The organism is Streptomyces sp. (genome assembly GCF_019510245.1).
Classification (GTDB): domain Bacteria; phylum Actinomycetota; class Actinomycetes; order Streptomycetales; family Streptomycetaceae; genus Streptomyces.
Window position 1 is genome coordinate 14,591 of record NZ_JAEKKT010000161.1, and the last position, 17,888, is coordinate 32,478.

At 73.0% G+C, this 17,888-nt stretch carries 19 protein-coding genes; 6 read left to right on the forward strand and 13 right to left on the reverse strand.

Annotated elements, in window-relative coordinates; genetic code table 11:
• Positions 1–30: 30 nt before the first annotated feature.
• Positions 31–465 (forward strand): cupin domain-containing protein, encoded by a 435-nt coding sequence (locus JF597_RS30745; RefSeq protein WP_294002825.1) that lies wholly within the window; start codon positions 31–33, stop codon positions 463–465.
• A 14-nt stretch (positions 466–479) separates the two neighbouring features.
• On the opposite strand, the gene JF597_RS30750 is transcribed toward JF597_RS30745, so the two are convergent.
• The 4 genes from JF597_RS30750 to JF597_RS30765 all read right to left on the reverse strand — a co-directional run bounded on the left by JF597_RS30750 (position 480) and on the right by JF597_RS30765 (position 4,375).
• Positions 480–2,837, reverse strand: coding sequence for a SpoIIE family protein phosphatase (locus JF597_RS30750; RefSeq protein WP_294002827.1), 2,358 nt, complete (start codon positions 2,835–2,837; stop codon positions 480–482).
• A 57-nt stretch (positions 2,838–2,894) separates the two neighbouring features.
• A complete protein-coding gene (locus JF597_RS30755) occupies positions 2,895–3,362 on the reverse strand; it encodes a peroxiredoxin (protein WP_294002829.1) in 468 nt (155 codons plus the stop codon).
• Positions 3,363–3,740, reverse strand: coding sequence for a DoxX family protein (locus tag JF597_RS30760; protein ID WP_294002831.1), 378 nt, complete (start codon positions 3,738–3,740; stop codon positions 3,363–3,365). It lies immediately after the preceding gene.
• A gap of 98 nt (positions 3,741–3,838) precedes the next feature.
• Positions 3,839–4,375, reverse strand: coding sequence for a MarR family transcriptional regulator (locus JF597_RS30765; RefSeq protein WP_294002833.1), 537 nt, complete (start codon positions 4,373–4,375; stop codon positions 3,839–3,841).
• A 286-nt stretch (positions 4,376–4,661) separates the two neighbouring features.
• Between JF597_RS30765 and JF597_RS30770 the strand changes: the two genes are divergently transcribed.
• Positions 4,662–5,600 carry an alpha/beta hydrolase gene (locus JF597_RS30770; RefSeq protein WP_294002835.1) on the forward strand — a complete coding sequence of 313 codons (939 nt, stop codon included), beginning with the start codon at positions 4,662–4,664 and terminating at the stop codon, positions 5,598–5,600.
• A gap of 129 nt (positions 5,601–5,729) precedes the next feature.
• On the opposite strand, the gene JF597_RS30775 is transcribed toward JF597_RS30770, so the two are convergent.
• Positions 5,730–6,782, reverse strand: a complete 1,053-nt coding sequence (locus tag JF597_RS30775; protein ID WP_294002837.1) for an Ldh family oxidoreductase — start codon at positions 6,780–6,782, stop codon at positions 5,730–5,732.
• Positions 6,783–7,121: 339 nt separating this feature from the next.
• On the opposite strand from JF597_RS30775, the gene JF597_RS30780 reads away from it, so the two are divergent.
• The 3 genes from JF597_RS30780 to JF597_RS30790 all read left to right on the forward strand — a co-directional run bounded on the left by JF597_RS30780 (position 7,122) and on the right by JF597_RS30790 (position 8,921).
• On the forward strand, positions 7,122–7,409 hold the full coding sequence (locus tag JF597_RS30780; protein ID WP_294002840.1) for a cupin domain-containing protein: 288 nt from the start codon (positions 7,122–7,124) through the stop codon (positions 7,407–7,409).
• Positions 7,410–7,538: 129 nt separating this feature from the next.
• Entirely contained in the window at positions 7,539–7,961 is a 423-nt protein-coding gene (locus JF597_RS30785; RefSeq protein WP_294002843.1) for an SH3 domain-containing protein, read from the forward strand.
• Between the two features lie 195 nt (positions 7,962–8,156).
• The gene (locus JF597_RS30790) at positions 8,157–8,921 is read left to right on the forward strand and encodes an XRE family transcriptional regulator (RefSeq protein WP_294002845.1); all 765 of its coding nucleotides are present in this window, start codon (positions 8,157–8,159) and stop codon (positions 8,919–8,921) included.
• A 53-nt stretch (positions 8,922–8,974) separates the two neighbouring features.
• On the opposite strand, the gene JF597_RS30795 is transcribed toward JF597_RS30790, so the two are convergent.
• The 7 genes from JF597_RS30795 to JF597_RS30825 all read right to left on the reverse strand — a co-directional run bounded on the left by JF597_RS30795 (position 8,975) and on the right by JF597_RS30825 (position 15,696).
• Positions 8,975–10,300 carry an MFS transporter gene (locus JF597_RS30795; RefSeq protein ID WP_294002847.1) on the reverse strand — a complete coding sequence of 442 codons (1,326 nt, stop codon included), beginning with the start codon at positions 10,298–10,300 and terminating at the stop codon, positions 8,975–8,977.
• Between the two features lie 229 nt (positions 10,301–10,529).
• Positions 10,530–11,480 carry a VOC family protein gene (locus tag JF597_RS30800; RefSeq protein WP_294002849.1) on the reverse strand — a complete coding sequence of 317 codons (951 nt, stop codon included), beginning with the start codon at positions 11,478–11,480 and terminating at the stop codon, positions 10,530–10,532.
• Positions 11,461–12,579, reverse strand: a complete 1,119-nt coding sequence (locus tag JF597_RS30805) for a 4-oxalomesaconate tautomerase (protein ID WP_294002851.1) — start codon at positions 12,577–12,579, stop codon at positions 11,461–11,463. The genes JF597_RS30800 and JF597_RS30805 overlap by 20 nt, the downstream gene beginning before the upstream one ends.
• Complete coding sequence (locus tag JF597_RS30810) at positions 12,576–13,280, reverse strand: 4-carboxy-4-hydroxy-2-oxoadipate aldolase/oxaloacetate decarboxylase (RefSeq protein WP_294002853.1); 705 nt, start codon at positions 13,278–13,280, stop codon at positions 12,576–12,578. The genes JF597_RS30805 and JF597_RS30810 overlap by 4 nt, the downstream gene beginning before the upstream one ends.
• A complete protein-coding gene (locus JF597_RS30815) occupies positions 13,277–14,032 on the reverse strand; it encodes a PIG-L deacetylase family protein (protein ID WP_294002855.1) in 756 nt (251 codons plus the stop codon). The genes JF597_RS30810 and JF597_RS30815 overlap by 4 nt, the downstream gene beginning before the upstream one ends.
• 51 nt (positions 14,033–14,083) lie before the next feature.
• Entirely contained in the window at positions 14,084–14,734 is a 651-nt protein-coding gene (locus tag JF597_RS30820; RefSeq protein WP_294002857.1) for a GntR family transcriptional regulator, read from the reverse strand.
• Positions 14,735–14,838: 104 nt separating this feature from the next.
• Positions 14,839–15,696 (reverse strand): LysR family transcriptional regulator, encoded by an 858-nt coding sequence (locus JF597_RS30825; protein ID WP_294002859.1) that lies wholly within the window; start codon positions 15,694–15,696, stop codon positions 14,839–14,841.
• A 149-nt stretch (positions 15,697–15,845) separates the two neighbouring features.
• Here JF597_RS30825 and JF597_RS30830 point away from each other — a divergent pair, with 149 nt between their 5' ends.
• Positions 15,846–16,649, forward strand: coding sequence for an EamA family transporter (locus JF597_RS30830; RefSeq protein WP_366916467.1), 804 nt, complete (start codon positions 15,846–15,848; stop codon positions 16,647–16,649).
• 358 nt (positions 16,650–17,007) lie between these two features.
• Here JF597_RS30830 and JF597_RS30835 read toward each other — a convergent pair whose 3' ends face one another.
• A complete protein-coding gene (locus JF597_RS30835) occupies positions 17,008–17,700 on the reverse strand; it encodes a response regulator transcription factor (RefSeq protein WP_294002863.1) in 693 nt (230 codons plus the stop codon).
• Positions 17,701–17,888 lie beyond the last annotated feature (188 nt).

The window sequence follows — 17,888 nt, forward strand, 5'->3', positions numbered from 1 at the left end:
CTCGACCTTCGGTCCAGGAGGCCCCCACACATGCGTACCGCGCTCCGTACCGCCCTGGCCGGGGCGGTGGCCGCCGGCACTCTGCTGACCTGCGGCACCGCCCATGCCACCCCCGCCGGACCGGGTGTGACCGGCAAGGTGATCTACCAGACCACCGTCGGCGACACGGACTACGTGCTGCGGGAGATCACCGTCCCGCCCGGTCAGACCACCGGCTGGCACTATCACGACGGTCCGGTCTACGGATACGTCCAGAAGGGCACGTTGAGCCACTTCCACTCCGACTGCGCGGAGGACGGCGTCTACCGGCCGGGCGGCACCGTGTACGAGTCGGGCGGGCCGGGTGACGTGCACCTGGGCGCGAACCTCGGTGACACCGACCTGGTGCTGGACGTGCTGTACATCCTGCCGCACGGTTCGCCGTACTCGGAGTCGGTGCCGAACCCCGGCTGCGACTTCGAGTAGCGCCGAGCAGTCCGTCACTCGTCGGCGGTCGGCAACGGGCCCTCGGTCAGCGGCTGTTCGGCCCAGATCGTCTTGCCGCCGCCCGTCTGCCTGCTTCCCCAGCGCTGGGTGAGCTGGGCGACGAGGAGCAGGCCGCGGCCGCCCTCGTCGTAGGCGTGCGCCCGGCGCAGGTGCGGTGAGGTCGAACTGCCGTCGGAGACCTCGCAGATGAGCGCCCGGTCGCGGATCAGGCGCAGCTGGATGGGCGGTTCGCCGTAGCGGATGGCGTTGGTGACGAGTTCGCTGACGACGAGTTCGGTGACGAACGCGGCCTCGTCCAGGCCCCAGCGGGTGAGCTGCTCGATGGCCGCCTGCCGGAAGTGCGCCACCTCGGCGGGGTCGGGCGGCACGTCCCAGGTGGCCACCCGGTCGGCGCCGAGGGCGCGGGTCCTCGCCAGCAGCAGGGCGACGTCGTCGGACGGCTGCTCAGGCATCACGGCCTTGAGGACGTTGTCGGTGAGGTCCTCCAGGGAGCCGGCGGGTGCGCTCAGGGCTCGGCACATCTCCTCGGTGGCGCGGTCCACGTCCCGGTCGCGGTCCTCGACCAGACCGTCCGTGTAGAGGGCGACGACGGCTCCCTCGGGCAGTTCGAGCTCCGTCGCCTCGAAGGGCAGCCCGCCCACGCCGAGCGGCGGGCCCGCGGTCATCGGGATCAGTTCGGCCTCGCCGCCCGGCAGGACGACCGCGGGTGCCAGGTGCCCGGCGGCGGCGAGACTGAGCCGCCGGGAGACGGGGTCGTAGACGGCGTACAGGCAGGTGGCGCCGAGTTCGGCGACCTCCTCGCCGGATCCGTCGGCGGCGAGGTGGGTGACCAGGTCGTCCAGGTGGGTGAGGAGTTCGTCCGGGGGCAGGTCCACGTCCGCGAGGGTGCGTACGGCGGTGCGCAGGCGGCCCATCGTGGCGGAGGAGCGGATGCCGTGGCCGACGACGTCACCGACGACCAGGCCGACCCTGCTGCCGGAGAGCGGGATCACGTCGAACCAGTCGCCGCCGATGCCGGCCAGCGATCCGCTGGGCAGATAGCGGTGGGCGACCTCGACGGCGACCTGGGGCAGACCGCGGGGCAGCAGGCTGTGCTGGAGGGCGAGGGCGGTGGAGCGCTCGCGGGCGAAACGGCGGGCGTTGTCGATGCAGACGGCGGCGCGGCTGGCGAGTTCCTCGGCGAAGACGGTGTCGTCGGTGACGTAGGCGTCGGGGTGGCGCATGCGCACGCCCACGACGGCGCCGAGCAGGACGCCACGGGCCTGCAGTGGTACGGCGATCATGGAGTGGACGCCCTCGCGGTAGGGGCGGCCCTCGGGCGCGCGGGCGTTGCGCTCGTCGACCCAGCGGCGGAACTCGGGCTCGCCCGCCTGACCGACCACGGCCCGCCGCTCCCGCAGCGCCCGGGCCGGCGGTGACGCGGCCGGGTGCACCTCGGCGTCGCCCAGCCGTACGGCGGCCTCGGGAGTGCCCTCGTTCGCGGAGCCGTGGGCGACGCGGCGCAGCGAGATGTCGCCCTCCGGCACGGTGGGCGGTTCCTCGGCACCGAGGACCCAGTCGAGGAGGTCGACGCTGGCGAAGTCGGCGTACCGGGGGACGAGGAGTTCGACGAGTTCCTCGGCGGTGCGCACCACGTCCAGGGTGGTGCCGATGGAGGTGGCCGCCTCGTTGAGGAGGGCGAGCCGGAGCCGGGCCAGGTACTGATCGGTGCTGTCGAAGGCGGCGAGGGCGACGGCGGTGAGCTCGCCGGCGGGGTCGCGCAGCGGCCACATCTCGATGCTCCAGGCGTGCTCCCGGTTCAGGGTGGGGGAGCCGGTGAAGCTCTCGTAGCGGACGGGCCGGCCGGTCTCGACGACCTGTCGCAGATGGCGCAGGAAGCCCTCGCTGTGCGGGGCCTGCTCGACGGTGTCCGGGAAGAAGCGGCCGAGCAGGGCCTCCTCGGGGATGCCCATGACGTGGCAGGCGGCGTCGTTGGAGCGGAGCTGGCGCTGTCGGACGTCGAAGACCGACATGGACATGGAGGCCTGCTGGAACGCCTGGTCGGCGAGGGTGGGGGCGGCCTGAAAGGGCGGGTCGGCGGTGATCACGTAGCCGGTGGTGCCGCCGTCGGAGCCGAGGACGGGGCAGGCGGTCAGGGCGATCTCCGTGCGGCGTCCGTCGGCACGCCGCACGGCGACGGTCCCGGAGCGGCCTGCCAGCGCCTCGGCGGGGACCTGCTCGGCGAGGAGGCCGGTGGCGGGCTTGCCCACGACCTCCTCCGCCCGGTACCCGGTGAACGCCCGCGCGCCCGCGCTCCACCCCGTCACCCGGCCCAGGGCATCGATGATCGCCGTGGCAGCGACACGCTCCATACGCCCCAGGATGAGACCTGTGTCCCGGGGCATCAAGCGCGGGCCCGGACCGTCCGCTCAGCCCTGGTGGGCACGCAGGGCGGCCAGCGCCCGGTCGGCGTGGGTGTTCATGCGCAGCTCGCTGCGGACGACCTCGAGGACGGTGCGGTCCTGGGCGATCACGAAGGTGGCCCGCTTGGTCGGGGCGAGCGAGAAGCCCCGCTTGACGCCGAACAGCTCCCGGACGGTGCCGTCCGCGTCGGAGAGCAGGGGCATGCCGAGCGTGTGCTTCCCGGAGAACTCCTGCTGGCGTTCCACGCTGTCCCCGCTGATCCCGACGGGCCGGGCGCCGACGGCCGTGAACTCGGCGGCCAGGTCCCGGAAGTGGCAGGCCTCGGCGGTACAGCCGGCCGACAGGGCGGCCGGATAGAAGAAGAGCACGACCGGCCCGTCGGCCAGCAGCTCCGTGAGGGTCCGCGTCGTACCGGTCTCGTCCGGCAGTGCGAAGTCCTCGGCCTTGGTTCCCACCTCGACGGGTGCCGCCATCTATCGGCCCTCCTCGTTGCGTGCGACACCGCGCGCCCACAGCACCAGGGGGATCTGGAGCGGCAGGCGGGCGAGTGCAGCGGTCCTGAGCGGCTCGGGCCGCTTCTGCCAGTCGACGGCCATCTGGACGTTGGCCGGGAAAACACCCACGAAGAAGGCGGCGGCCGCCCGGGCCGCCGCCTTGCGGGTACGCGGCAGGGCGATCCCCGCCGCCAGCGCCAGCTCCACGGCCCCGCTGCCGTACGTCCAGGCCCGTGGGGATCCCGGCAGCGCCTTCGGGATCGTCGCGTCGAACTGCTTCGGCGCCGCGAAGTGAGCGGCACCGGCGGTGGCGAGCAGTCCCGCCAGCAGCAGGGGTGAACGTTCGGACCGGGCCACGAAGCCTCCTCTGACGACCTGCCGCCGGATATTACCGGGCGGTACCGGCCCGCTCCGCGCCGGGTCGGCCGTCCGCTCGCCCGCGCCTGCCGCCGCCCTCACACGGCCCGGGTGGCCGGGGGCGCCGCCTCGGCGCTGTCCTGGCCGGGCTCGTCCTCGACCGAGTAGGCCAGGAAGTCGTCGACCATGCGGTGGAAGAGCACCGCCAGCTGCCGCAGCTCCTCCGGCTCCCAGTCGCCGAGGGCCAGCTGCATGCCCCGTGCCCCGGCGTCCCGGACCCGGTCGACGGCGGCCCGGCCGGCGTCGGTGAGCTCGATCCGCTGGGCGCGTCGGTCGTCGGGGTCGGGGACGCGGGTGACATAGCCCGAACGCTGGAGCTGCTGCACCGTGCGGGTCACATGGGAGGCCTCGACCCCGAGCCGCTGCGCCAGCTCCCCCGGGCGCAGTGGCTCGGAGTCGGCGACCTGGCGCAGCAGGGCCACCGCGGCGCGGTCCAGCGGCACCCCGGCCAGGGCCATCAGCCGCTCGTGCTGGCGGGCCCGGGTGCTCAGGTAGGTGATGCGCGTCAGGGCGCGCTCGATCTCCACGACCTCCGCAGTGGCGGCGGGGACATGGGGCAGCGGTTCTGTGGGCATACCGGCCAGTTTACCATATCGTTGCGTAACTCAAGTAAGTTACTGCGTGGGTTTACCCCCAGTACTGCCGGACGTGCAGGTGTCCTGCGTGAGCCCGGCCGAGGCCGCGTCCGACAGTGAGGCATGAGCGGGGGCGCCCGCCCCCTCCCCGTCGATCGCCGCGGGGCTTGACACCGTGATCCGAGCGAGGGATATCGTCACCCGACGATCGTCAGGATTCCTGATGGTCGAGCCACCGTCCGCCGGGTGCCGCCCCGTGGTGCGCGCCCCTCCCGATCGGAGCCCCATGTCCCTCCTGGCCCGCCCTCGGGTCGCCGCGCTCGCCGCGAAGACCATGCAGCGGCTGACCCTGCTCGCGAGCAGGCGCCCGAGCGGCCCGGGCTCCGACGCCGCCGCGCACGCCCGGTTCCCCGAATTTCCCCGCACCGTACGGACGTTGACCATCCCCACCGCCGTGGGCCCGGCCCGTGCCACGGTGTACCTGCCGACGACCACGGACCCCGCTCCCCCGGTGCACGTCAACTTCCACGGCGGCGGCTACGTCATGTCGCTCACCGAACTCGACGACCCGCTCTGCCGGTTCCTGGCCGCCGAGGCCGGGGCGGCCGTCGTCAACGTCGACTACGCCGTCGCCCCGCAGCACCCCTTCCCGGCCCCACCGCACCAGGCCTACGAGGTGGTCCGCTGGGTCGCCGGACACGCGGCCGAGCAGGGCTGGGACGGCGCCCGGCTCACGGTCGGCGGGCAGAGCGCCGGCGGCGGCCTCGCGGCGGCGGTGGCCCGGCAGGCGCTGGCCGAGGGCGGTCCCGCGATCGCCCTCCAGGTCCTGCACTATCCCCCGCTGGACCTGGCGACGAGCGCCACGGACAAGCCGTCCGCCGTCGCCAGGCCGCTACTGCGGCCCTGGATGGCCGAGGTGTTCGACACGGCGTACGTCCCCGACCCGAAGAGGCGCACCGACCCCCTGGTCTCCCCCGCCCACCCGTCCGACACGGCCGACCTGACCGGCATCGCCCCGGCACTGGTCATCACCGCCGCGCACGACCTGCTCAGGGCGGAGGGCGAGCGGTACGCCTCACGGCTGCGGGCCGCGGGTGCCCTGGTCGAGCACCACGAGGTGGCGGGGGTCGACCACGGGTACGACGGCACCGACGATGTCAGGGCGCGGGAGGTGTACGCGCTCATCGCGCGTCATGTGCGGGAGGCTCACGGGCGGAGCGCCTGAGAGCTCGGGGGCGCTGCCGGTGCGCGACCGACCGTCGTCGGTGGCTGGTCGCGCCCAGGCGGCGGTAGCCGCACCTTCACTACGGCCCCGCGCCCCTGACGGGGCACGGAGTAAGCGCCGGTCACCAGGCTAGCCTTCGACATGCGGCGCCGGTACGCCCAACCGGTCGGCATGTTCGGCGAGTTCACGCCACACCTTCACGGCGACCGGGATGCCCTTCGCTCCCCGTTCGTCGGCCACCGCCGCGCTGCGCTCACCCGGGTAGAACACCCCGGGCGCGCCGTCCGCCGCCGGCAGGCCCTTCAGGGTGCCCAGCGTGTCGTCGACCGCGCCGACGAAGGACTCCGGGTCGCCGAAGGCGGCCGGGTCCACGGCGATGAGCAGGGCGTTCTGGCGGTGCTTGCGGTCACCCGCGTGGAAGGACGCGAAGATCGGGGCGCCGACCAGGACGCTGGTCAGGAGCTCGAAGGCGAGGGACATGCCGGAACCCTTCGCGCCGCCCAGCGGGAGGGGCATGACCGCCCGTTCCGGGTCGGTCGTCGGGGTGCCGTCCTCCGTCGCCGCCGCACCCTCCGGCAACGGCGCGCCGCTCGCCTTCGCCTGGCGGATCTTGCCGAGGGCGATGGTGGCGGTGGCCATGTCCAGCAGCAGCGGGGCGTGTTCGCGGGCGGGTACGGCGATGGCGAGGGGGCTGGTGGCGACGGCCGCGCCCTTGACGCCGGTGTAGCCCATGTTGGGCATGCCGGCCACGAACCCGAGCCCGACCAGGCCCTGTTCGGCGATCCGGGACACGTAGTAGCCGATGGCGCCGGTGTGGACCGTGCGGCGGACGCCGACCGAGGCGATGCCGGTCTCGCGGGCCCGTCGTACCACCTCGTCGGCGGCGGCGGTCAGGGCGACCGGGCCGGGGGCCCGGTCGGCGTCGGGGACGGCGGCGGCCGGGGCCGTCGACTCGATCGTGATCTGCGGGTGCGCGTGGGCGACGCCCTTGGCGAGCAGGTCCAGGTAGGCGGGGACACGGGCGGTGCCGTGCGAGTCGACGCCGCGCTGTGCGGCCCAGACGAACACGTCGGCGGTGGTGCGGGCGTGCTCGGCGTTCAGGCCGCCCTTTTCGAGGAGGGCGGCGGAGAAGGCGCGCAGGTCGTCGGCGGGCACCAGGATCTTGGCGGGGGTGCTGGACATGGTTGCCATGTGTCTCCTGGCTAGCGGGTGACTAGGACGTCCACGACGGCGGTCGTGCCCTGGGCCACGGCCTTCAGGGCGCGTTCGAGTGCAGCCGCTCCGCGGCCGCTCACACCTCCCGGAGCGCAAGGTAAAACTGCACGCCAGGGGGCACCCGTTCGCGTCCGCGCGGCCTAGCGTCGGTCGGCGTACCAGGTACGCCGTAGTGGAGAGGAACCCCCGGATGACCACGATCATCAAGGCCGCGTCCGTACCCCTGCTCGACCGGGGCGGGCGGTCCTGACGACTCCGCTGATCACCACACCGTCCGCGGACGGCGAGAACCTCATCACCAGCGGAATGAGCGTCGACCCGGTGGGCTCCGGGGCGCCGTTGCACTCGCACAACCGCGACGAGCACGTGACCGTCCTGGAGGGCGAGGCGGAGGTGTGGGTGGACGGCGAGGTGACCCGGCTGGAGCGGTTCGACACCACGTACGTCCCATCCCCCGTCCCCCACCTGTTCCGCAACGTCGGCGACACCCCGCTGCGGATCCTGTGGGTGTACTCGTCGGGGTACGTCACGCGGACCTTCGCGGCCACGGGCAGGGCGGTCGAGCACCTGTCGGCCGAGGACCGGATGGGCTGAACCGGCGTGCCCTGGGACGTCCCAGCCGTCCCAGGGCACGCGGGGACGACATGGTGACGGTCCGGCCCGGAAACGCTCCGAGTCGTGATCACGCTTCGTGGTCACGAGCACGACAGCACGGAGGTTTCCATGTCCCGTCGGATCCTGAAGAACGGCCTGCTGGCCACGGTCGCGGTGTTCGCGTTCCTGCCCACGGCCGGGGCCGCGACCGCCAGCGCCGCCACTCCGGTCCCCGCACCCCAGGGAATCGTGCAGTACTACAACTACACCACCCTGCCCGCGCCGGCCGGCCACCGTCTGCACTCCCGGCACTACACGTACCGGACCGTCGGCCGGGTGACCACGCACCGCGTCCGGCTCAACGTCCGCTCCGGCCCGAGCACCCGCTACCGCGTGGTGAGCCACCGCCACAGCAACCGGCTCGTCCCGCTGGCCTGCAAGACGTACGGCGGCTCGGTGCGCGGCAACCACACCTGGTACCGGCTCCCGCACCACAAGGGGTACGTCTCCGCCCACTACGTCCGGGTCGGCCACGCCGTCCCGTGGTGCTGACGGGCCGTTACCGACGTACTCCCTGACCCCAGAGGCCTGTTCGGGAACCCCGGGTTCCCGAACAGGCCTTCGACATGCACCCCCTGATTCACCGTCTTCACACCTGTTCGCCGATTGCGGGCCCGGTCCCGATGGGAAGCCATCCCGACAACAGGGGCGAAACGCCCATAGCGTAATGAAGTCGAGGCACGCAACATGCCGCACCCCGAAGGAGCGCGAACCACCCCATCGGAAGAGTCACCGGCGGCGAGGCTGCGCGAGCTGAAGGAGCGTACGGGACTGAGCCTCGCGGCGCTGGCCGCCCGCACCCCGTACAGCAAGTCCGCCTGGCACCGCTATCTCTCCGGCGACAAACGGCCGCCGCGTGCGGCCGTGGAGGCGCTGGCCCGGCTCGCCGGGGCCGATCCCGCCGCCGTGCTGGCGCTGTGCGAGGCCCCCGAAGGGCCGCCGGCCGTCGAGGCGCCCCGGGAGGCACCGCCGGCGAGGCGGTGGTGGCGGCTGCCGCTGACCGCGATCGCGCTGCTCACTGTGGCCGGGGTGACGGCGGCGGCCGTGACCGTCTCGGACCGGCGCGGCACGCCGGGCGCACAGCCGGTGTCGGCGGCGCCGCGCTGTCACGGACGGTCCTGCCAGGGCGAGCTGCCGGACACGTCGGCGTGCGACCGGGACGCGCGGACCAAGAGCCGCGTCACCGGTGTCGCCTACGACGTCCGGCTGCGCTGGTCCCCCGCCTGCGGCACCGCCTGGTCCGAGGTGCGGCTGCACACCCCGGTCGCCCGCGAGGTCTCGGTCCGGGCCGGGGAGAACGTGCTCTCGGCCAGCTATCCCGCCGAGGACTCCGTCGGCTACACCAGCCCGATGCTCGCGGTCCCCGCTCCGCGGGGCGTGGAGGCGTGCGCCGAGGTGGCGGGAGAGCTGGCGTGCACCGGGCTGGAGGCGGATCCCACCGGAGAACCGTAGGAAGGCGCCGCGCCCATGGAAGGAGCGCGGCGCCGGACCGGCCGGGGGACCGGTCAGTGGGCGGCGACCAGCTTCTCCCGGTCGTTGCCGGCCTGCGGCTGCCGGGCCGAGCGCAGGGCGGCGATGCCGATGAAGACCATCGAGGAGACACCGGCCAGCGCGAAGGCGGTGAAACCCCAGTCGCCGTTGCCCGCGGCGAGCAGCCGGCCGCCGAGCCAGGGCCCGAAGACCGCGCCGAAGCGGCCCATGCCGGAGGTCCAGCCGACGGCGGTGGCGCGGTTGTCCGGCGTGGAGCGGATGGAGACGGTCGCGTAGATCATCGTCTGGGCGCTGTTCAGGAAGACGCCGGCGAGGAAGACGACCAGGGTGGTCACCCCCATCGGCATGTGCACGCTGAGCAAGTAGACGCCGGCGGCGGTGAGGGCGAACCAGACCGCCGCGATGCGCGGGGCCCCGAACCGGTCCGCGGCGCGGCCCGCGATCAGCATGCCCACGATGCCGCCGAGGTTGAAGACGACGACGAAGGTGAGGGCGTTGGTGAGTTCGTAGCCCTCGGTGCGCATCAGGGTCGGCAGCCAGGTGGCGACGCCGTAGACCAGGAGCAGACCGCCGAAGGAAGCCAGCCAGTACAGCAGGGTCTGCAGCCGTTCGCCGCCGCGGAACAGGGCGAGCAGCGCGTCCCAGCGGTCGGCGCCGGTCTTCCGGACGGCCACGGCGGGCAGTTCGACCTCGTAGCGTTCGGCGAGCGCGCCGGCCTCCTCGGTGCGGCCCTTGGCGACCAGGAAGCTCAGCGACTCGGGGAGGAGCTTCAGCAGGACGGGGACGAAGAGCAGGGGGAGCACGCAGACCCAGAAGGCGGAGCGCCAGCCGAAGGGGTCGACCAGCCACTTGGCGACATAGGCGGAGAGTATGCCGCCCGCGTGGTGGGCGGTCATCAGCACACCGATGGTGATCGCGATCCGGCCGCCCCTGGCGTAGTCGGAGACCATGCTGATCGCGGTCGGCAGCAGTCCGCCGAGGCCGACGCCGGCCAGGGTGCGGCCGAGGCCGAAGACCGCGAGGCTCCCGGAGACCGCGCAGATGCCGGAGGCGAGCGAGAACAGGGTGACACAGGCGATCATCAGCTGCTTGCGGCCGATCCGGTCCGCGACCGTGCCCGCGGCCAGGGCGCCCACCAGCATGCCGAAGGTGGCGTAGGAACCGAGGTCGCCGGCCTCGTCCGCGGTGATGCCGAAGGTCTTGGTCTCCAGCAGGTGGGGCAGCACCGAGCCGTAGATGAACATGTCGAGGCCGTCGAAGAGCACGGCCAGCCAGCACAGGCCGACGACCAGCAGGGCCAGTCTGCTGCCGCGCGCCGACAGGGCGGTTGAGGAGGACATCCTTGTTTTCCTCTCGTCCAGGATGCGTTCCCTGGAGGGGAAGCGGTAGAGGGGGTCGAGGCGGCTCGTGCGGCTGACCCGTGGTGCGTAGACGCTAAGGATCGACGGGCAAAAACGTCAACACTTTTGTCAACAATCACAGCAACAATCCGGCCACCCCGGGTGGCACAGGGGGGTGGGAGACGCGTCGTGCCGCGTCGCCCACCCCCCTGATGTCTGCCGAGACGGATCAGTCCACCGGTGGTGTCCCATGGGTGTGGAAGGACTCGATCGTCTTCAGGCCCCACGCCTGCCCCTTGGCGCGCTCGGCCTCGGTCCAGGTGACCAGCGGCCAGTCGGGGGCCAGCACCAGCCTGGTGAGCGGGTTGCACAGCTCGATCCGGTTGCCGCCCGGCTCGTAGACGTACAGGAAGAACGTCTGCTGGATGGCGTGCTTGTGCGGGCCGGTCTCGATGAACACGCCGGTGTCGATGGCGAGGTCGGCAGCGCGCAGGATGTCCTCGCGGCCGTCGGTCGCGAAGGCGATGTGGTGCAGCCGTCCGGTCGAGCCGGTCCAGTCGGAGGTGTAGACGACGTCGTACGACTTGTGGGTGAAGGTCAGCCAGCGGGCCGCGATCGTCCCGTTGTCGAGGCGGACCTGCTCGGTCGACCGGGCTCCGAGGACCCGTTCCTGGAACTCGGCGTTGGCGAGCACGTCGGCGGCCAGGAAGTTGACGTGATCCAGGCGGCGCACGCCGACACCTCGGTTGGGCTTGGCCTGCGGCTGGTTCTTCAGCGCGGGCTTCAGCTCGTCCGGCGCCCGGTAGTGCTCGCTCTCCCAGTAGAGGGCGTGCTCGTGGCCGTCCGGGTCGGTGGTGACGTAGAGCTTGCCGAGGCCGGGCTCGTCCTCCGCCCAGTGGCCGGTGCCGCCCGCCTCCTCGACCGCCCGGACCCGGCGGTTCAGCGCCTCCTCGCTGGAGGTGCGCAGGGCGAGCCGGCCGAGGCCGGGCCGGTCGCGGGCGGTGAGGACCAGACTGTGGTGCTCGTAGTCGTCGTACGTGCGCAGGTGGACGGTGTCGCCCTCCTGGCCGTTGACCGTCAGCCCGAGGAAGTCGGTGAAGAAGGCGACGCTGGCGTCCAGGTCCGGGGTGAACAGCTGGGCATGGCCGATATGGGCGATGTCACCGAGGGGCGGAGCCATCGTTGCCTCCTTGAGGTCGTGCGGCAGGAGCGGCGGCCCGGGGGAAGACGGTGCCGTCGAAGATCTTCCGGGCGGTACGGACGACCGCGGTCCGGCGGGCGACCGGCGGCGAGCCGCCGGATCCCGGGTCGACACTGGTGTCGACCTCCAGGAATCCGGTGGGGTGTTCGACGCGGATGCGGTCGCCGTGCTCCGGGAGCCGGGCGATCCCCTCCGCCACGCTGCCGGGCAGCCTGAGCCCCGCGGCCACGCCGGCGGCGCCGAGGACGCCGATCGAGGTGTGGCAGCGGACGGGGATGAAGGTCCGGGTGGTCACCGCGCCCCCGTCGCGCGGCGGGGCGAGCAGGCTGAGCTTGGGCACGGTCGCGGTCTCGACGTCCCCGAGGCCCATCAGCTTCCCCGCCGCCAGCCGGATCTCGTGGAGGCGGTCGGCCAGGGCCAGGTTCTCCTCCAGGTCCCTGGGCGTCTCGTAGCCGGTGACACCGAGGTCGCCCGCGGCGATGAGCACGGTCGGCATGCCGTTGTCGACGCAGGTCACCGTCGTGTCCGCGACGGTGTCGCGGACGTTGCCGGTGGGCAGCAGCGGGCTCCCGGCGGCCGGGAACTCGATCACCACCGGGGCGGCCGTGCCGGGCACCCCGGAGATCTCGGCGCCCCCGGTGTAGTCGACGCGCCCACCGGGGGTCGGGAAGGTGGCGATGGCCGACTCCCCGGTGTTGAGCATCCTGATCCGTACCGAGGTCTCGCCGTCACCGGCGGCCACGAGCCCCCGCTCCACGGCGAACGGCCCGGCCCCGGCGAGGATGTTCCCGCAGTTCTGCCGGTCGGTCACCTCCGGCCGGTCGACGGCGACCTGGAGGAACAGGTAGTCGACGTCCGCCTCCGGGTCGCCGGACGCCGAGACGACCGCCACTTTGCTGGTGAGGGGGTGCGCCCCGCCAAGGCCGTCGATCTGGCGCGGGTCGGGGCTGCCCATCACCCGCAGCAGCAGGTCGTCCCGGGCGGCGGGGTCCGCGGGCAGGTCCTCGGCGAGGAAGTACGCGCCCTTGGAGGTGCCACCGCGCATCAGCATGCAGCGCACCTCCGCAGGCCCGGTCATGCGCCGTGCTCCGCGTACTCCTCGTACGTCCGGTACTCGACGCCGAGCCGCTCGAGGGTCTCCCGCAGCCCGTAGCGGTCGAGGCCGAGCCGGCCGTCGGCGAACGCGGCACGGGTCGCGGCCTCCTTGGCCTCGCGGGCCTCGGACCTCTCGACCGTCTCGCGTACCCGCTTTCGGGGTACGACCACGACGCCGTCGTCGTCGGCGAGGATCACGTCACCCGGGTTGATCACCTGACCGTCGATGGCGATCGGCACGTTGACCGAGCCGCCGGTGGCCTTCACCGTGCCCTGCGAGGAGACCGCCCGGGACCAGGCGGCGAAGCCCATGTCCCGCAGCTCCTGGGTGTCGCGGATGCCGGTGTTGAGGACGACCCCGCGCACCCCGCGCTGCTTCAGCGCGGTCGCGAACAGTTCGCCGAACAGCCCGTCTGTGCACGGCGAGGTGGTGGTGACGACCAGGAGGTCGCCCTCGCCGCACTGCTCGACGGCCGCGTGGATCATGAGGTTGTCGCCGGGCCAGCTGAGCACGGTGACGGCCGTGCCCGCGACCCGCACGCCCTGCTGGATCGGGCGGACACCCGGGCCCAGCAGCCCGGTCCGGCCCATGGCCTCGCTCACGGTGGCGACACCGAAGCCGGCGAGGGCGTCGACGTCCTTCAGCTCCGCCTTGGGCGGGTCGGTGACGATCACGCCGCTCATGCCAGCTCCTTCGCGATCTGCGGGAACGGCCGCATGAACGCCTCGGCCATGGTGTCGTGCGCCAGGCCCAGGTTGGGGCCGGCGTTGCGCTTGAGCTGGACGCCCCGGCGGACGGCGAGGTCGGTGTAGTAGGCCCACAGATGCTGCTGGGCGCCGAGGCACTCCATCGCCTTGCGCTTGGTCTCCCAGACCTCGGTGATGTCCAGCAGGACCTCGGGCCGGAAGCCGCTCATCTCGGGCTGGTGCGGCTCGAAGTAGAAGACCGGCGGGGCGCCGATGATGTCGCCCTCGCCGGGGTAGCCGATGGCCTGCGCGAGGATACGGGCCTCCAGGGCCATGCGGTTGGCCGCCGGGTGGTCGCCGTTGTAGGGGTCCTCGACGGGGTGGGTGAGCACGACGTCGGGCTGGGTCTCGCGGTACACGGCGACCAGCCGGTCGGTCAGCTCGGCGCCGGCGACCAGCGGGTAGTCGCCGGCGTCGAAGAACCGGACCTCGGCGCCGAGCGCGGCCGCGGCCTTCTCCGCCTCCTCCCGGCGTATCGCCTTGATCTCCGCCAGGTCCCTGCCTTGGCGCCACGCCTTGGCCGACTCGCCGCGCTCCCCGAAGGTCAGACAGGCGATGGTCACCTTCTCGCCCCGGGAGGCGGCCAGGGCGATGGCCCCGCCCGCCCGCCACACGAAGTCTCCGGCGTGCGCGGTGACGACCAGGGTGGATCGCGGTGGGGTGGTGGCGGGCACGTTGGCGTGCGTCATGGGTAACTCTCCTTGGTGGACAGGTGTGCGCCCACCCGGCCCCGGGCGTGCTCAGTCGCGCAGTGCTTCGATCACGCTCGTGAGGTGGGCGCGGACGGCCTCCTCGGCCGCCTGCGGGTCCCTGGCCCTGATCGCCTCGATCATCGCCAGGTGCTCGCTCAGGGAGTGCTGCGGCCGCCCCGGACGCAGCGCCAGCTGGAAGCGGTGCCGCACCAGTTGGGCATTGAGCCGCTCCAGCAGTTCCACGGCGGTCTGCTGGCCGGAGATCGTCCGGATCCTGGCGTGGAGTTCCTGGTTGAGCTCGGAGTAGGTGACCGGTTCGCCGTCGGCGACGGCCTTGGTCATGGCCGAACCGAGGTCCGCGAGGTCGGCGAGCTGCTCGTCGCTGGCCGCGACGGCCGCCTTGGCCGCACAGAGCCCCTCCAGGACCATGCGGCACTCCGTGATCGCGACCGCTTCCTCCACGGTCACCACCCGCACCCGTGAGCCGCGGTTGCGGATCCGCTCGACCAGCCCCTGGGCCTCCAGGTCGATCAGTGCCGCACGGATGCTGGCCCGCGTCACACCGAACTCCTCGGCGAGCTCGTTCTCCACCAGCCTTTGGGCCGGGGCCATCTCGCCGTGCAGGATCGCCTGCCGCAGCTGCGTGAACGCATGCTGCTTGGCCTGCTCTCCGGTGCTCGGACGGGCTTCCTTCGGCATTGCGCCCTCCCTGAGTGAGTGCCTGTCGAACGTAAATCTAGCCAAACAAGATTGTCAACAATTTTGTCTGCCGTATTGCCGGGACCGTCCCGCGTCCCGCGCGCTCAGCCGGTGCGGTACAGCTCGCTCAGCAGCTCCAGAACGGCCTGGTGGGCCGGGTGCGGGTCGTCCCGCCACCAGGCCAGCCGGACGGCGACCGGCTCGGCGTCCCGGACCGGCCGGTAGACGATGCCGGGCCGCGGGTACTGGTTGGCGGTCGACTCGGCGGTCACGCCGACCGCACGGCCGGCTCCGATGGCGGTGAGCCAGTCGTCGACGTCGTGCGTCTCCTCCACGACCGGCCGCGACTCCGCCGGCCACAGGTCCGGGGTGGTGGTGCCGGTGCGCCGGTCGACCAACAGGATCCTGCCGGTGAGGTCGGCCAGGCGCACGGTCCGGCGGCGGGCCAGCGGGTCGTCGGCGGCCAGCGCGCACAGCCGCCGCTCCAGCCCGACGATGGCCGAGTCGAACCGCCGGTCCTCCAGCGGTCGCCGCAGGACGGCGAGGTCGCAGGCCCCTTCACCGAGCCCGGCGGAGGCCGTGTTCACCCGGACCAGGTGCAGTTCGGTCCCGGGGTGCGCGGCGGCCCAGCCGCGCTGGAAGGCCACCGTGTGCCGCCCCACCGCCGACCAGGCGTACCCGATCCGGAGCCGGGACGGTCCCGAGGCGGCCTCCCGGACCAGGTCGGCGACGTCCGCCAGCACCCGCCGGGCCCGCTCCACCACCCGCACCCCGGCCGCCGTCGGCGTCACCTCCCGCGAGGACCGCCGCAGCAGCCTCGCCCCCAGGGCCCGCTCCAGACCGGCCAGGGTGCGGGAGACCGCCGCCTGGGACACCCCCAGGGCGATCGCTGCGTCGGTGAAGGTGCCCTCGTCGACGATGGCGACGAGACATCGCAGCTGCCGCAGCTCGACCTCATCCATACGCAGAGCGTATAGATCCCAGGGCGCATGCATTTTGGGTATGTGCCTGCCCGGCGGACGCTCCTGTCATGCGCCGAGCCCTCGAACGCCCGCTCTCCTCCCCCGCGATCCCGCCCGCCGCCCCGCGCCGGCTCTCCGGCGTGGCGGCCATGTGCGGCAGCGGCCTGTCCAACCAGACCGGAGCGGCCGTCGGGTCCCTCGCCTTCCCGGTCCTCGGCCCGCTCGGGGTGGTGGCGGTACGGCAGTACGTGGCCGCACTCGTCCTCGTGGCCGTCGCCCGGCCCCGCCTGCGCGCCTTCACCTGGCGGCAGTGGTGGCCGGTGCTGCTGCTGGCGGCGGTCTTCGGCACGATGAACCTGACCCTCTACACCGCGATCGACCGGGTCGGTCTGGGCCTGGCGGTCACCCTGGAGTTCCTGGGCCCGCTCACCGTCGCCCTCGCCGCGTCCCGCCGTCGGCTGGACGCGGGGTGCGCGGTGCTGGCGGCGGCCGGGGGCGTGGTGCTGATGCGGCCGCAACCGTCCACGGATTACGCGGGGATGGGGCTGGGCCTGGTGGCGGCGGGCTGCTGGGCTTCGTACATCCTGCTCAACCGGGTGGTCGGCCGCCGGATACCGGGTGTGCAGGGCCCGGCTGCGGCGGCGAGCGTGTCGGCACTGACCTTCCTGCCGATCGGAGTCGTGGTGGCGGTACGGCATCCCCCGACAGCGGCTGCGGTGCTCTGCGCGGTGGTGGCGGGCGTGCTGTCGTCGGCGGTGCCGTACCTGGCCGACCTGCGCACCCTGCGCACGGTCCCGCCCCAGACCTTCGGCCTGTTCATGAGCGTCAACCCGGTCCTGGCGGCCGTGGTGGGGTGGGTGGTGCTGGGGCAGGGGCTGGGGGTGCCGGAGTGGGCGGGGATCGGGGCCGTAGTGGCGGCCAACGCGGTGAGCATCGCAACGAGGGCCGGCTGAGGCGTCCCGCAAGGGGCGCCGGGGATACCCCCGGCCGAAGGCTGGAGGGAGGAACTGCGAGACCAGCCCGCACCGGCCCGCTCGCCCCCACCGATATAGCCCCCTCAGGGCATGCTCGGGTTTAAGCTGACGTGACCCAGGTCACACATCGATGCCCGCGAGACAACCAGCACGTCGGACAGGCATCGCAAACTCCTCCACAGGCAAGGGTCTTTGACGTCGCGGGCGACCGCCCCCCGCCCGGACAGCCGACCACCTCCGCTCCGGCGGCCACGTCCGACGGGCGGCACGGCCGTCGGGGCATTTGCTCGTGGATTGCCTCGCGATGCGGTCACGGGCGCCGTGACAGCTCGCCCAGTCAGTAGCCGAAGCCCCGCCTGGTGTGGATCAGCGCGGGGCCGTCCCGGTCGACCTTGCGCCGGAGCCGGGAGGCCAGCTGCTCGACGGCGTTGTCGCCCCGGAACCCGCCCCAGACGTACCGGCCGATCTGCTCCTTGGACAGCACCTTGCCGGGGCTGACCAGGAGGTGGCGCAGCAGCCGGTAGTCGGCGGGCCTGAGGTCGAGGGCACGGGCGCCCCGGCGGGCCCGGCAGGTGCCGTCGTCCAGGACCAGGTCGGCGTGGTCCAGTGTGCCGCCCCGGCGGCCACCGCCGTCCCGGAGCAGCACCTTGACCCTGGCGAGGACCTCGGCGATCCGGACGGGCTTGGTGACGCAGTCCCGTTCACCGGCCCCGAGTGCGGGCACCAGCCCGGCGAGCGACTCGCGGGCGGCCGGCAGCAGGACCGGCGGCCGGTAGGCCGGCTCCAGGCGGCCCCCCTGCGCGAGCTCGTCCAGGCCGGGCAGTTCGGCGTCGAGGACGACCAGGGCGTACCGGCGCTCCGCGAGCCGCCGCGCCACCTCGGCACCGGCGGCCGCCGCACCGGCCCGGTAGCCCGCCGGCTCCAGCGTGGAGGCGAGGAGTTCCACGACGTCCCGGTCAGCGGCGGCGACCAGGAGCCGCCGCCCCCTGCCACGGGCGGGCACGAGGGTCGGGAGAGAGCCGCCGTCCATGGGATGGCCCATTCCTTCGAGGCACCGGCAAATCAATTGTTTGACTCAAGTAAGCCACGTGTGCTTGCCTAACTCAAGTAATCGGGGTGCCTGAGCGGAGGCCGCCCCGGGGGTCCGCCGGCGGCGGGCCCGCGCGCCGGAACCCGTGGGGACGGGGACCGGCGCGGCCCTCGGGCCGGCTGCCGGCC